The sequence below is a fragment of the Lysinibacillus sp. OF-1 genome (assembly GCF_028356935.1).
Taxonomy (GTDB): Bacteria; Bacillota; Bacilli; order Bacillales_A; family Planococcaceae; genus Lysinibacillus; species Lysinibacillus fusiformis_D.
Map to the genome: position 1 here is coordinate 4074933 of NZ_CP102798.1, position 16120 is coordinate 4091052.

Consider the following 16120-nt stretch of genomic DNA (forward strand, 5'->3'; position numbering starts at 1 on the left):
CTCAATTTTACATTTATATCATGCCCAATAACTTTTTGAAAATCAGTCACGTTTATTATATCGAAAATGTTCTTAAATGGTAATTGTCTAAATAGAAAGCAGATAGTATAGATTTCTCTACACCATCTGCTTTTCTACTCTACTAACGTTAGCCAAGCAACCGCTTCACAATGCGTCGAATGCGGGAACATGTCTACTGGCTGAATTTCCTGTGTTTGATAGCCGCCATCCTCCAAAATGCGAAGGTCACGTGCTAGTGTAGCTGGGTTACAGGATACATAGACCACTCGTTTTGGTCGTTGCTCTAAAATGGTAGTTAGAAGTGCTTCGTCGCAGCCTTTGCGTGGCGGATCGACTACTAGTACGTCTGCTTCCTTGCCCTCCTTATACCATCTTGGAATAACTTCCTCTGCTGGGCCAGCCTCAAAATAAGTATTTGTAAAACCATTGAGTATTGCGTTGCGTTTAGCATCTTCAATTGCTTGTGGGACAATCTCCACGCCCATGACTGCCTTTGCTTTTTGTGCCAGGAATAAAGAGATGGTACCAATGCCACAATACGCATCAATGACGCGTTCATCCCCCTGCAAGTCAGCATAATCCAATGCTTGTTTATAGAGGACCTCTGTTTGCTCTGGGTTGACTTGATAGAAGGAACGAGCTGAAATCTCAAAACGTACATCGCCAATTGTATCAATAATGATGTCCTTGCCCCAAAGATTGATGGTATCATCACCAAAAATCACATTGGTTTTTTCATTATTCACATTTTGCATAATCGACATAACGTTCGGAACTAATCTTTGAATCACTGCAACGGCTGCCTCTTTTTGTGGGAATTTTTTCTTTTTTGTTACAAGGACAACCATGACCTCACCTGTTGCTCGTGCTTTACGAATGACAACGTGTCGCAGCATTCCTTCGTGTGTATGCTCATTGTAAGGGCGAATTCCTATCGCCGTTAATTCCTTTTTCAAGCCTGCAAGAATGGCGTCCGCTTCTCCTGTTTGAATTAAGCAACGATCCATATCTACAATGCTATGCGTTTTTGTTTTATAAAAACCTGCAATCGCTTGTCCTTCTTCATTTACAGAGAAGGGGATTTGCGCTTTATTACGGTAATGCCAAGGCTCTTCCATTCCTTTTACAGGAAGAACAGGTGCATTAATTTTACCAATGCGCTGCATCACATTGCGCACCATATTTTCTTTCCACTTTAACTGCCCCTCATAGGATAAATGCTGTAGTTGACAGCCGCCACATTGCTTGAAATAATCACAGGGTGCTACTACTCGATCTGAAGATGGCTTAATAATATCTACAACTTTTGCAAAGCCATAATTTTTCAAGGTTTTCATCACATGTATTTCAGCTGTTTCGTTCGGAAGTGCGCCTTGTATAAATAGTGGGTAGCCATCAACCTTTGCGACGCCATTGCCATCATGTGTTAAATCTTCTATATAAACTGAAAGTCGATCATTTTTTTTCACGGGTGCTGACATTCGTACATCCTCCATTTCAATCTCCTTATTGTAGCATGTGTTGGCGAATGAAAAAAGAACAAGACTTGCCCGTTATATTGTTCTCCTCACTAACTTGAAAAAAGAGCCGCTATTCGCGACTCTTTTCTTGCTCTTTTGTAATATGATAATCCCTTGGTGCCCACCAAAATGCACACAAGATCCCAAGAATGACGACAATAAAAGGTGCATAAAAAATTAAGAAACTTTGCATACCTTGATTTCCTCCTATGCGTGATTGTCTTCTTTTCCTGTCACATAGTTTTTATTGAACAAGAATAGTTTCATCAATAAATAGAGTGAAGGAAGAAGAAGGCACAGCCCTAAAATAAATGCGATGACTAAAGCAACCGCCATTTGTGTGCTTGTAAAACTATCATAAATTGTTAAATACGGATACAGTAAGTATGGATATTGTGCTATCCCATATGCAAAGAAGGCTACAGCAAATTGAGCAATAAGAAGCCCAACTGCAAGTCCGTACTTTTTACGCATGGCAATGAGCATGACTGTAATAATAAATAAGACAGCTGAAATCGCAAACATCCACCATAAATTCACCATGTGACTATAACTTTCTGGGTTAATGGATTTCATTTCATACATAATGCCCAGTGCACTAATCATTAACGGTGCTGCCCAAACAAGTGCATATTTTCGCATCAGTTTAGTCGCTTCTACGTCATTTGCTTTATGAGCATACCACGTTAAAAATACGGCTGAAATATACAGCACAGCAGCGATGCTCAGTACCACAATGCTCCAAGCAAATGGACTTGTATATAAAGTCCAGTAGTTTAGCACAGGTTGCCCATCAATCAGATCAACATAGCCTCCACCAGCAATGGCAAAAACAACAGATAAGGAAGCGGGAATTAATAAACCTGCCACACCGTATGTCAGCGTATACCCTATATGTCCTCGCGTACCGTACGATTCAAAGGCATAGTAGGAGCCACGAATTGCTAACAGTACAAGCGAAATACTGACTGGCACAAGTAAAATCGTTCCGTAATAAAAAGCAGTTTGTGGGAAAAATCCAACGATCCCTACGAAGAAAAATACTAAAAAGACATTGGTTACTTCCCAGACAGGCGATAAATAACGTTTAATAATATTTGTTAAAATATGATTTTTACCAATTAGTAGGCTATAAGCGTTGAAGAAGCCTGCACCAAAATCAATGGATGCGACAATGACATAGCCAAATAGAAAAATCCATAATACGGAAATACCTAATACCTCTAACGTCATAGGATGTCACCGCCTTTTTCAGAGTGGCGATCTTCAATTTCACGCTCAATTGGATTCTTTTTAAACATTCGCACCAAGACGACAATACTTCCTACCGCTAATACTGCATATACACCTGCAAACAACAACAGCATTAAATCCACATGATCACTCGTTGTGGCTCCTTCTGGTGTTCGCATCAAACCATAAAGAATCCATGGTTGACGTCCAACCTCTGCAAGCCACCAGCCTGCTTCAATGGCAATGATAGAGAGTGGGCCACCCGCCACAATGATCCATCGATACCACCGTGAATGTATAAACTGCCAGCCCCGTGCTTTCCCTACAACATAAAGTAATGAAACTAGCACCATAAACATACCAATGGACACCATAATATCAAAGAGATAATGAATATAGAGTGGTGGTAAATCCTCCTCCGCAAATTGATCTAAGCCAATTACCTCTGCGTTAGGATTAAAATGTGCAAGAATGCTCAAAGCATACGGAATTTTAATAGCGTATTTTACTTCTTCTCCATCTAATACACCAAATAATACAAGCGATGCTTTACCCTCTGTTTCAAAATGCCATTCTGCAGCGGCTAGTTTTTCGGGTTGATATTCAGCTAAGTATTTTCCTGAAAAATCTCCAATTACAGCAGCAGCTATGGAGAAAATTAAGCCAATTTTCATAAGTAAAAGCAAGGATTTTTTATGGTATACATGCTTAGAGCCTTTTAACATTCTGTATCCCGCAATAGCTGCTAGTACAAATGCTGATGTCATATACGCTGTCACAAGTACATGCGCTACCTTTGTCGGCATGGCCGGGTTAAACATCGCTAAAAAAGGTTGAATATTGACAAGTTCTCCGTTTACAATATCAAATCCTTGTGGTGCATTCATAAAAGCATTAACAATTGTAATGAAGACCGCTGACATCGACGCTCCAACAGCGACAGGAATTAATAGTAGCATATGTTTTTTCTGACTATCAAAGCGGTCCCATGTATATAAATAGATCCCTAAAAATATAGCTTCAAAGAAAAATGCAAACGTTTCCATAAACAATGGTAATGCAATCGTTTGACCAGCAAGTTGCATAAAGTTAGGCCACAATAATGAAAGCTGTAAGCCAATGGCAGTTCCTGTTACAACACCTACGGCCACAGTAATAACAAAACCACGCGCCCAACGTCTCGCCATTAAGATATAATGCTCATCATTCTTTTTATACCCAGTCCATTGAGCAATCATAATCATCAACGGGACACCTACACCAATCGTTGCATAAATAATATGGAACGATAATGTTAACTCCGTTAATGCTCGACTCCAAAAGACTGCTGATTCATTAATCATCTCATTGCCCCCCTAACTTCCAAATATTCTTCCAAGAATGGAAAGTAGCATAATAATTGCAACACCAAAACTTATCCATATAAGTTTCTTTTCTTGTGACTTATACAAAGGCAACACTTCCTTTCCCTTATCCATACCCCCATTTTCCACTATTACAACGAATAAAACCTTAATAACGGACCGAAATTTCAGGCTATTATTAAGGTTTCAAATTTTGTTCAACTAATATACGCACATTTGCCAAACATTTTTCTAAATTCATTCACAATCTAAGTTCTAAAGATGAAATTGTATAATTTAGTCCATTCCAATTTAATAAAGGAAGCAATCGGATTAAGTAGGTTTTCAGAGATTCTTATGTGGCACAGTTCTGGTTTTCGGCTTCTATTGGGAAGGTTAACTTTGGGAGTGTGGGGGGGTAGATATTTTTGGGAGTGGTGAAGCTTTTCTCTTTAGGGGACTTCCTAATATGCAGATCCCTTACTTTTATAAGTACGATCAGATAGAATCCAAAAAGCTCATCCAACTAAAATAGGATGAGCTTTTTGGATTGATTAAATACGGTCTTCTTCTCGAATATCTGCAAGTGGGACAAAGATTTCAATGTGACGCTTCAGATTTTCAAATGTAGCCGGTGCGTCTCCGCCATATTCGCCATCTAGGTTAAGATGGACTTCGTTTTCAGTCGTGACTTTGACAACGCTGGCTTTTTTATAAATGACACGATCGTCATTTAAATGTTCGCCTCGTAATGCCATAGCAGCTAGTTGAATAAACTCTGGAAGGCTTACTTTTTTCAGTACTATTACTGTAAAGTAACCATCATTAATACTCGCATCAGGGGCAAGTTTTTCAAAGCCACCTACTGAATTCGTTAAACCACATAGGAACATCATGGCGTCCCCATCAAATACTTCGCCATCATATTCAATACGCATATGAGAAGCTTTGATGGATGGAATCATTTCTACTGCCTTTACATAATAGGCTAACTGACCAAGCATTGTTTTCATTTTACTTGGTACTTCATAAGTGAGTTCTGTAATGCGTCCCCCAGCAGCAATATTAATGAAATAGCGTTCGCCATTTAAGAGACCCACGTCCACTGGTAATGTGTCGCCTTGAATTATAATGTCTACAGCCTCATCAATATTTCGAGGAATATGCACAGCACGGGCAAAATCATTTGTAGTGCCCATCGGAATTAGACCAACTTTCGGACGGTTTTCAAATGGACTTACACCTGAAACAACTTCATTTAATGTGCCATCTCCACCAACTGCGATGATGATATCAAAACCACGCTCTACCGCATTTTTTGCTGCAAGCGTTGCATCTCCCTCACATGTTGTTGCATGACAGGATGTCTCATAGCCTGCTACCTCTAGTTTTTCCAACACCTCTGGTAGATGTTTCTTAAATACTTCGCGTCCAGATGTAGGATTATAAATGATTCTTGCTCGTTTCATAACATACCTTCCTGCTTCATAAGATTCTATTTCATTCAACGAAATTCTACGTTGAAATGTTGCAATGCTCTTGTTATTTTTGTAATGCGTTTGTTACCTGTTTTTTAAAGTCCTCATAGACATACGTCCAGTAAGTTGAGTTCGAGATATTTTCCTCTCGAATTTCTGCATAAAGAGCTTTTTGAGCTTCTTCAAATGTTGGATCTTCTTTATCTGGTAAACTCGCTCGTTTCGTTACGACTAACTCTTGTAATTCAGGCGCACGTGGTCCCCATTTTCCTACAACCTCACCTGCATCATCTAACAACAGATAAATCGGGATAGCACGACCACCGTTTGTTAAATAACGATCAATTAACTCTGTATCAGCATCGCGAAAAACGGTACGCATTTCTAACCCTGCCGCTTCAGCAACACGACGAATAATAGGATTGTTTAACATAGCGTCTCCGCACCAATCTTCTGTAATGGTTAAAATTTTTGGCTGCTTATCTTTTAGTAATTCGATGAAGCCATCGTTTGTTGGCACTTCAAAACCATCATAAATACGGAAGCTCTCTTCTTTCAACGTCGTCATGTTCTCCATATATTGTTGTATCGAAATAGCTTCTTGAAAATATTGTTGTTCAGTTTTCATTGGCTCGTCCCCCTTATTATTGTCTATTCTATATTTTGCTATGAATACTCTTTTTAAACAACTATTAAGTGTTATAAATTGCAAATTAGTTACATTTTTGAAAATTAATAGCCGAGGGAGCAATAAAGCTCTCTCGGCTATTATGTTACAACGAGTATTATCGTTTGGCAATTTCTTGTTGTAATAATTTATTAACCATTGGAGGGTTGGCTTGACCTTTTGTTGCCTTCATAATTTGACCAACTAAGAAGCCAATCGCACGATCTTTACCATTTTTAAAGTCTTCGATAGATTGTGCATTGTTATCTAAAACTTCTGTTACGATGGCTAGTAGTGCACCTTCATCAGAAATTTGAACTAAACCTTTCGCCTTCACAATATCCTGTGCAGAACCACCGTTTTCTACTAATTCAGCAAATACTTTTTTACCGATCTTAGAAGAAATTGTTCCGTCAGTGATCAATTTCACCATCTCAGCAAGGTTTTCTGGTGTTAGTGCAGTATCTTTAAGGTCTTTTTGTTCCGCATTTAAGTAAGCTGAAACATCACCCATTAGCCAGTTAGCAGAAAGTTTCGCATCTGCACCGTTCACAATCATTGCCTCGAAGAAGTCTGAGATTTCTTTAGAAATAACAAGAACTCCTGCATCATATGGTGTTAAGCCTAATTCTTCTACATAACGTTTTTTACGAGCATCTGGAAGCTCAGGAATTTCTGATTTCACTCTCTCTAGCCATGCATCATCAATCGAAAGACGAACTAAGTCTGGCTCTGGGAAGTAACGGTAATCATCTGTTCCCTCTTTCACACGCATTAAAATTGTTTTACCTGTTTTTTCATCGAAACGACGTGTTTCTTGCTCAATAATACCGCCTGATAATAATACATCTGCTTGACGTAATTCCTCATGCTCTAAACCACGACGAACATAGTTGAAGGAGTTCAGGTTTTTAAGCTCCGTTTTTGTGCCAAATTCTTCTTGACCATACGGACGAAGAGAAATGTTGGCATCACAACGTAATGAGCCTTCTTCCATCTTACAATCAGATACGTCTGTATATTGAATAATTGATTTTAATTTTTCTAGGTAAGCATATGCTTCGTTTGGTGTACGAATGTCTGGCTCAGAAACAATCTCAACAAGTGGTGTACCTTGACGGTTAAAGTCAACTAATGAGTGATCCCCAGCATGTGAAAGTTTACCAGCATCTTCTTCCATATGAAGACGTGTAATACCGATACGTTTTGTATAGCCGTCTACTTCAATATCGATCCAGCCGTTTTTACCGATTGGTTTATCAAATTGTGAAATTTGATAAGCTTTCGGATTATCTGGATAGAAGTAGTTTTTACGGTCAAATTTTGTTTCTTGTTCGATTTCCATATTAAGTGCAAGTGCAGCACGCATTGCGAAATCTACTACATTTTTGTTAAGGACTGGTAGGACACCAGGGTACCCTAAATCAATTACTGTTGTATTTGTATTTGGTTCAGCACCAAAATGAGCTGGTGCTGGTGAGAAGATTTTTGAGTTTGTTTTCAACTCAACGTGTACTTCTAAACCAATGACTGTTTCAAAGTTCATGTTATTTTCCCTCCCACATTTGAGGAACTTGTTTATGGAACTCTGTTGCTTGTTCAAAAGCATGAGCTACACGGTAAATAGTTGCTTCATCGAAGTATTTACCAATAATTTGTAAACCAAGTGGTAGTCCGTTTTCAAAGCCACATGGAATTGAAATAGCAGGTACTCCAGCTAAGTTCATCGGGATTGTTAAAATATCGTTCGCATACATTGTCATCGGATCATCGACGTTTTCACCAATTTTAAATGCTGGTGTTGGGGATGTAGGCCCAATGATAACATCAAAGTCTTCAAATACTTTGTCGTAGTCTGCTTTGATAAGTGTACGTGCTTGTTGCGCTTTTTTATAATACGCATCATACGTGCCGGCACTTAGTGAGTAAGTTCCAAGCATGATGCGGCGTTTTACTTCATCACCAAAACCTTGTGCACGTGTTTCTTTATAAAGGTCCATCAAATTTGTAACATTTTCTGCACGGAAACCATAACGGATACCATCGAAACGAGATAAGTTAGAAGACGCTTCAGATGAAGAAAGGATATAGTATGCAGCAAGTGCATATTTTGAATGAGGAAGTGATACTTCTTCTACAGTAGCACCTAGGCCTTTTAATACCTCTAATGCAGTAAGCACTGATTGACGTGCTGCCTCGCCAACACCTTCACCAAGGAATTCCTTTGGTACAGCAATACGTAAGCCTTTTACATCACCAGTAAGCGCTGCAGCGTAATTTGGTACCTCTACGTTTGCCGATGTAGAATCATTTGGATCTAAGCCTGCGATGGCTTCTAATAATAGCGCATTATCTTCAACGTTGCGTGTAATTGGTCCAATTTGATCTAAAGAAGAGGCAAATGCAACTAGACCAAAACGAGATACACGACCATATGTAGGCTTCATCCCTACAACACCACAGTAAGCTGCTGGTTGACGGATTGAACCACCTGTATCTGAACCAAGAGAGAATGGTACTTCACCTGCTGCTACTGCTGCTGCAGATGCACCTGAAGATCCCCCTGGTACGTGGTTTAAGTTCCATGGATTTTTTGTTGTTTTATAGTATGAGTTTTCGTTAGAAGAACCCATTGCAAACTCGTCCATGTTTAATTTACCAACTGTAATCATGCCAGCTTCACGTAACTTATTGACAACAGTGGCATCATAAATTGGCATAAAGCCTTCTAGAATTTTAGAGGCACAAGTTGTTTCTAAACCTTCTGTTACGATGTTGTCTTTCACACCGATTGGAAGACCAAACAGTGGTCCACGCTCTTCAAATGGGACTTTATCCATTTCAGCAGCTTGTGCAGTTGCTTTTTCTTCGTTTGAAGCAAGGAATGCTTGTACATCGCTGTCAAGCTTTGCAATACGCTCGTATGCTTCTTTCGTTAAGTCAGCGATTGATAAGTTACCTGCTTTCATTTCCGCTTGTAACTCCTTAGCTGAACGTTCAAATAACGTCATGAGGAATCCTCCTATGTTTTAGTATTACATGATAGCTGGTACTTTTACTTGACCATCTTCTTGTTCTTTTACGTTTAACATCATTACTTCACGGTCTAAACCTTTTACAGCTACGTCTTCACGCATTACATTCACTAGTGGTAAAACGTGAGTTGTTGGTTCAACATTCGTTGTATCTAGCTCATTTAACTGCTCCGCAAAGTCTGTAATTTTTCCAAGCTGTTCAGCAAATTTCTCTGCTTCTTCTTCTGTAATAGCAAGACGTGCTAAATTTGCCACGTGCTTTACTTCTTCTTTTGTTAATTTAGCCATTTTTCACACCTCCGAATACTGGTTCAATTCATTGTTTTTATTGATAACAATAGGGTTGAATAAAGTTAACCATGCCAATAATCATAACATTTTTCATATTAAAAATCACAACTTTCACTAAAAATATAGAAACTTTCACTACTATAACAAAGTGTTGTCTCTATCTACCTATTGTGTCCCTCTAATTCTAGCCATCTACATAAAAATATAGCCAGCACAAAGGCTGACTATATTAATCATAGACATGCACGTAAGGGTCCTTATCATTGGCCTTCTTAATGATTAATGCCTCTGGGCCATTTATAGAAGTAACGCTCACCTCAACATGAATATTATCAAATTGATTGATTAGAATACCCGTCAAATATTGCGTAAAGCCTATTATTTCTGCTTTACCGAAAAATTGGATTGGAATTTCAATCGAAAGATTTTGTATTTGCTTATTACGATAGAAGCCTGTTCCGATCACACTTGTATAATTCGAGAAATATTTATCAACGTCTTGCTTAAAAATTTTGAAGTTATTGCTGACATCTCGGTAAACATCCTGTGAATCATCAGTTGGGAACAAGACATAATTTTCATCGATACCTTCCCACTCTGCAATACTGTTCTGTCCAGCTTTTGCTATACCATAGCTAAAATATGACCCTGGAATAATTTGATTGCGAGCTTGCTGCTTAAACAAACCAACAACAATTGGTACATCTTTTAACTCTTCGCGTGTACGTAAACGGGAAACAATTTCAGCGGCCATTTTTTTGCCTTGCTCAACAAGTTCAGCTTCTGAAATTGGTTTTTCGTAATATTCGCCATACTGTTCTTTTTGGTAATAATAAATAGAGTTTAAGGCAAGACCTATTGAAATTCCGCCTAATTTCACTTTATTATCATTCGTTTTTGTTAAGTAATTTTGCTCTACAATGTGGGATAAATAAACGGGAGCCTTCGTTGCCCGTTCTTCTGGTGTCATTGTGTCTGTGGTCGGCGGATTTAATCCATCTTCTGTTTGTGAACTACGGGCAAGCCAAGAGCTCACCGTACTTTCAGCTAAATATTGACCTTCTTGGAAGTAATAGTTTTCCGTGTCAAACTCATTTTGAGATAGACGCATTAAACCAGATTCAACTTCCTTCATATCATATTTCGTATAAATATTAGACACAACAAGACCTCTGCTTGCACTCTCTTTATAAGGAATAAGCGTCTTATAATAGGATTCATCAATTTGTATGCTTGGGATAATTGTTGTTTCAGCTTTTTCTTTCTGTTGCGTTTCCTGTGTAAGCTCTGTTTCCTTCTTGTCAGAAGGTACACAGCCGACTAGCATTGCAGCAGCTACGATTGCTGGAATGAGTCGAAAAGACTTCATTATTTAGTGCTCCTTTACTAATAGTCAGTTTTAGGTCGAAGAATCACTCGACGCCATGATGTAATCGTTTCGCATTCTCCCTGTGAGAAAGATATGCTGTCATGCACTTATTAGATGAGGTTAAGTTGTTCAATTAAGTTGTCTTCATTCCAAACTTCGATACCTAATTGCTCAGCCTTTGTCAGTTTAGAGCCTGCATCTGCTCCTGAGATCACAAGGTCTGTTTTTTTGCTGACACTGCCTGTGACAGTACCACCTAACTCTTCTATTTTCGCCTTTGCTTCGTTGCGTGTCAATTGCTCAAGTTTACCAGTTAAAACAATTGTTTTACCTGCAAAGGGACTATCACCTTTAGCCACTTCTACTTTTTTACCTTTATACGTCATATTCACGCCTGCCTCAGCAAGACGCTCAATGACTGCACGTGCATCTTCATTGGAGAAATACTCTACTAACGAAGAAGCCATTTTATCGCCAATTTCATAAATCGCTACTAGCTGTTCCTCTGTTGCTGCCATTACTGCTTCCATCGAACCAAATTGCTCTGATACGATTTTAGCTGCCTTTTCACCAACATGACGTATACCTAAACCTATTAATAAACGTTCCATTGAGTTTTCCTTTGAGGCTTGAATGGCATTCACTAAATTGGTTGCAGATTTTTCGCCCATACGTTCTAGTTCTACAAGTTGCTCAACTGTTAAATGATATAAATCAGATACATCATGTATTAAATCTGCACGCAATAATTGCTCTACTACTTTATCTCCAAGTCCATCAATATTCATCGCATTGCGCGAAACAAAGTATTTTATGCTTTCCGCAATTTGAGCAAAGCAGGCAGGATTTACACAGCGTAGAGCTACTTCACCTTCAATACGAATCAATTCACTATCACAAACAGGGCAATTTTTTGGCATGACAAAAGGGACTGAGTCCTCTGGACGTTGCTCTATTAGCACACCTACCACTTGAGGAATGATATCACCAGCTTTTCGAATAATGACTGTATCTCCAAGGCGAATATCCTTCTCTCGAATTAAATCTTCATTGTGCAACGATGCACGTTGTACCGTCGTCCCTGCTACTTGTACTGGCGTTAAAATAGCCGTTGGTGTTACTACACCTGTACGTCCTACTGTTAAATCAATAGTAAGTAATGTTGTGACAACTTCCTCTGCTGGAAATTTGTAGGCAATGGCCCAGCGTGGACTTTTGGCGGTGTAGCCTAGCTCATCTTGTTGAGCATACCGATCTACTTTGATAACGATACCATCAATTTCGTAAGCTAAATTCGGACGGTTTTCTGTCCAATGTTCTATAAAGGCCATGACCTCTTCAACTGTCGAGCAACGCTGACGCTCTTTGTTCGAAGGGAAACCAAGACCCTCTAAATAATCAAGCATTTCCGCATGCCCATCAATACCATATAACTCACCATCTCCACCAATAGCATAGATAAAAGTTGATAATTGACGACTTGCCGCAATTTTTGGGTCTAACTGACGTAGTGAGCCAGCAGCCGCATTACGCGGGTTAGCAAATAATTCTTCTCCATTGTCAGCACGGTGCGTATTTAATTTTTCAAATGATTTTTTTGGCATGTACGCCTCACCACGTACTTCGATTGTCACAGGATCTTTTAAACGTAGTGGGATCGCTCGGATTGTCTTTAAATTGGCTGTAATATCTTCGCCTACAACACCATCTCCTCTTGTTGCCCCTTGTACAAACACGCCATTTTCATATTTCAATGAAATAGCCAAACCATCTATTTTCAGCTCACATACATAAGAAAATTGGTCTCCAATTGCCTGACGTACTTTACGATCGAACTCTCGTAAATCTGCTTCATTAAAAGCATTTGAAAGACTAAGCATTGGATAATCATGTGTTACTTTTTTAAAGCCCTCAACCACTGCTCCACCAACACGCTGTGTAGGAGAATCGGGATAAATGAGTGATGGATTCGCTTCCTCTAATGCGATCAGTTCATGTAATAATTGATCGTATACACTATCAGCTACAACAGGATTATCTAACACATAATAGGCGTGACCATATTCATGCAATATTTTATTTAACTCCGCTACACGCTGTTCTATTTCGTTCATTTATGTTCCTCCGCTTACGCTTTTTCAATCGGTGCAAATTGAGCTAGTAATCGTTTTATGCCAATTGGTTGTGGAAAGGCGATATCAAGCTCTGTACTATCACCTTCACCTTTTACACTGACTACCATACCCGTTCCCCATTTTTTATGAATCGCCTTATCTCCAGCCTTCCAGCCAAATTGATCTCCACCCGTTGCTTGTAAACGAGCTGTAGCAGGCTGTGTTTGTTGAATAGCACCAAGCGTGCGCTTTTGATAGCCAGCTGTTGAACGATTATTAGTGGCAAACGGTAGCTTTGATTCTGCACCTGCCTTAGAAATGGACTCTGTAATGTCTTCTGAAATTTCACCTAAGAATCGGGAGGCGTTATTAAAGCTTGAACGACCAAAAATTGTTCGGCTTTGTGCACATGTTAAATAGAGACGTTCCTCAGCTCGTGTCACGCCAACATACATAAGACGGCGTTCCTCTTCCATCTCATCTTGATCGTCTAAAGAGCGTGAATGTGGGAATATATTTTCCTCCATACCGATAATAAAGACAATAGGGAATTCTAAGCCTTTAGCGGCATGCATCGTCATTAAAATAATATTGCCCTTAGAAGCATCTTCTTTATCTAGTGCATCAATATCAGCAATAAGAGCTAAATCTGTTAAAAAAGCAATTAAGCTTTTATCATCACTGCGCTCCTCAAAAGCCTTTGTGACAGATAAAAACTCTTCAATATTCTCTAGACGACTTTCTGCTTCAATTGTTTTTTCATTTTGCAGCATTGTACGGTAGCCTGATTTATCGATGACTTGCTCCACAATTTCAGTAACAGATAAATAATCCTGCATCTCTGTAAAGTCTTTAATCATTGCATAAAATTGCTCAGCTGAATTTGCTGCTTTCCCAGTTAGACCCATGAATACAAGATCATTCATCGCATCAAAAATGGAACGATCCTGATCAATCGCATAGCGTGCCATTTTTTCAAAGGATGTAGCTCCAATACTACGCTTCGGCTCATTAATAATACGTGCCAGTGATAAATCATCATCATTATTGGCAATCAGTCGTAAATAAGCTAGTAAGTCTTTAATCTCTTTTCGATCATAGAACTTTGTTCCGCCCACTATTTGATAGGCCATATTGGATTTAACAAGTACTTCCTCCATCACACGTGATTGAGCATTCGTACGATATAAAATAGCAAAGTCATCAAATGAACGATTTTCTTTTTCAATTAATTGCTGAATCGTTTGTACAACAAATTGCGCTTCCTCTTGCTCATTATAAGCTTTATATAAGGCAATTTTTTCACCCTCTGCATTTTCTGTGCGCAGTTCTTTTGGGTAACGTGTTGTATTATTTTGAATGACGTCATTTGCCGCCTGTAGGATGCGTTTAGTAGAACGATAATTCTGCTCAAGCATTATGACCTTGGCGTTAGGATAATCCTTTTCAAAAGATAGGATATTGCCAATGTCAGCACCACGCCATCGATAGATGGACTGATCGGAGTCCCCTACAACACAAATATTTTTAAATTTCTTTGCCAGTAACTGTACAAGTAAATATTGAGATTTATTCGTATCTTGGTACTCATCTACATGAATATATTGAAATTTATTTTGATAGTATTCGAGCACTTCAGGCACACGTTTAAACAATGTAATCGTCGTCATAATCAAATCATCAAAATCGAGCGATTGATTGCGACGTAGTCTTTTTTCATAGCCTTTATAGACACGTGCAACGGTTTGTTCATAAGGGTTTTTATCGTTCATTTGTCCAGCGTAATCGTCAGCAGTAATACATTCATTTTTCGCTGCACTAATCGCATTTAAAATCGCTCTCGGCTCAAAACGTTTAGGGTCAATATTCTCATCCTTCATCACATTTTTGATGACTGATAGCTGATCAGTGGAATCTAAAATGGAGAAATTACGAGATATGCCTAGTTGATCGATATTACGACGTAAAATTCTTACACACATTGAGTGGAAAGTAGAAACCCACATACTATCGCCGGTACCATTCCCTAGAACGCCATCAATACGCTCGCGCATTTCTCGTGCTGCTTTATTCGTAAACGTAATCGCCAAAATCTTTGATGGATATACTTCCTTTTCGATCACTAAATAAGCAATACGATGTGTTAAAACACGTGTTTTTCCTGACCCAGCACCTGCCATAATAAGTAACGGTCCATCAGTTGTTTTGACCGCTCTTTCCTGTTCAGGATTCATTCCTGCTAGTAAATTTTTTGTTAACTGTTCCATTTTGCACCGCCTTACAAACATTTGTTCTAAAATTATAACGTATTTTTAACAGCCTTAACAGTCGCAAGTGCAGCTTTTAAATCATCATATATAATATTTCCAACTACTACCGTATCTGCAAACTGTGCCATTTCCTTCGCTTGCTTTGCAGATGTTATGCCTCCACCATAAAAGAGCTTCGTATGTTTCAGCTCGTTTTTCACTGCGCGAACTACCTCTAGATTCCCATACATCCCGCTGTACTCGACATAAAATACTGGCAATTTAAAGAAATTTTCCGCCATGCGTGCATAGGCCACTACATCGTCAATCGTTAAATCCGTTTTCGCACCTGTTACTTGTGCTACTTTACAATCAGGATTTAAAATACAATATCCTTCTGCTACCAACTCTTCCCACACCATAATATCTCCGTACTCTTTTATGGCCTCATGATGTAAATTTTTAATCCATTTTGGATCATCACTATTTAATACCGTTGGAATAAAATAATAATCATATCCTGGAGTTACCGCATCAATTGTAGAAATTTCAAGCGCTATTGGTACCTCAAAACGACGTACACGAACAAGCAAATCTAATACGCCATCTAATGTCACATCATCCGTACCACCTACTAAAATGACATCTGTGCCTGACTCACAAATTTTTTCTAGTACCTCATCTGAGATGTCCTTAGCTGGATCTAGCTTGAACACATGTCTCCATTCTAAATAATCCATTTAATTGACCACCTATCATTTTCTATCTATTCGTTTACAAGTATAGCTTATGATTCACGA

General features: G+C 38.9%; 13 protein-coding genes. All 13 read right to left on the reverse strand.

What is annotated here, in order from left to right; all coding sequences use genetic code 11:
• Positions 1–134: 134 nt before the first annotated feature.
• Positions 135–1502, reverse strand: a complete 1368-nt coding sequence (rlmD, locus tag NV349_RS20015; protein ID WP_271913633.1) for a 23S rRNA (uracil(1939)-C(5))-methyltransferase RlmD — start codon at positions 1500–1502, stop codon at positions 135–137.
• Between the two features lie 109 nt (positions 1503–1611).
• Entirely contained in the window at positions 1612–1734 is a 123-nt protein-coding gene (gene cydS, locus NV349_RS20020) for a cytochrome bd oxidase small subunit CydS family protein (protein WP_004225690.1), read from the reverse strand.
• A gap of 14 nt (positions 1735–1748) precedes the next feature.
• Positions 1749–2774, reverse strand: coding sequence for a cytochrome d ubiquinol oxidase subunit II (locus NV349_RS20025; protein WP_036123446.1), 1026 nt, complete (start codon positions 2772–2774; stop codon positions 1749–1751).
• On the reverse strand, positions 2771–4117 hold the full coding sequence (locus NV349_RS20030) for a cytochrome ubiquinol oxidase subunit I (protein WP_271911024.1): 1347 nt from the start codon (positions 4115–4117) through the stop codon (positions 2771–2773). The genes NV349_RS20025 and NV349_RS20030 overlap by 4 nt, the downstream gene beginning before the upstream one ends.
• A gap of 554 nt (positions 4118–4671) precedes the next feature.
• Positions 4672–5586 carry a diacylglycerol kinase gene (locus NV349_RS20035; RefSeq protein WP_036123451.1) on the reverse strand — a complete coding sequence of 305 codons (915 nt, stop codon included), beginning with the start codon at positions 5584–5586 and terminating at the stop codon, positions 4672–4674.
• A 73-nt stretch (positions 5587–5659) separates the two neighbouring features.
• On the reverse strand, positions 5660–6223 hold the full coding sequence (locus tag NV349_RS20040) for a thioredoxin family protein (RefSeq protein WP_036123452.1): 564 nt from the start codon (positions 6221–6223) through the stop codon (positions 5660–5662).
• Positions 6224–6380: 157 nt separating this feature from the next.
• Positions 6381–7808: an Asp-tRNA(Asn)/Glu-tRNA(Gln) amidotransferase subunit GatB gene (gatB, locus tag NV349_RS20045; protein WP_036123454.1), complete on the reverse strand. Its 1428-nt coding sequence runs from the start codon at positions 7806–7808 to the stop codon at positions 6381–6383.
• A gap of 1 nt (position 7809) precedes the next feature.
• The gene (gene gatA, locus NV349_RS20050; protein ID WP_058844195.1) at positions 7810–9273 is read right to left on the reverse strand and encodes an Asp-tRNA(Asn)/Glu-tRNA(Gln) amidotransferase subunit GatA; all 1464 of its coding nucleotides are present in this window, start codon (positions 9271–9273) and stop codon (positions 7810–7812) included.
• 24 nt (positions 9274–9297) lie between these two features.
• A complete protein-coding gene (gene gatC, locus NV349_RS20055) occupies positions 9298–9585 on the reverse strand; it encodes an Asp-tRNA(Asn)/Glu-tRNA(Gln) amidotransferase subunit GatC (RefSeq protein WP_004225708.1) in 288 nt (95 codons plus the stop codon).
• 232 nt (positions 9586–9817) lie between these two features.
• Complete coding sequence (locus tag NV349_RS20060; RefSeq protein ID WP_036123459.1) at positions 9818–10957, reverse strand: CamS family sex pheromone protein; 1140 nt, start codon at positions 10955–10957, stop codon at positions 9818–9820.
• 110 nt (positions 10958–11067) lie between these two features.
• Entirely contained in the window at positions 11068–13071 is a 2004-nt protein-coding gene (gene ligA, locus NV349_RS20065) for an NAD-dependent DNA ligase LigA (protein ID WP_271911025.1), read from the reverse strand.
• Between the two features lie 14 nt (positions 13072–13085).
• Complete coding sequence (pcrA, locus tag NV349_RS20070) at positions 13086–15338, reverse strand: DNA helicase PcrA (protein ID WP_271911026.1); 2253 nt, start codon at positions 15336–15338, stop codon at positions 13086–13088.
• A gap of 32 nt (positions 15339–15370) precedes the next feature.
• Positions 15371–16060, reverse strand: coding sequence for a heptaprenylglyceryl phosphate synthase (locus NV349_RS20075; RefSeq protein WP_271911027.1), 690 nt, complete (start codon positions 16058–16060; stop codon positions 15371–15373).
• Positions 16061–16120 lie beyond the last annotated feature (60 nt).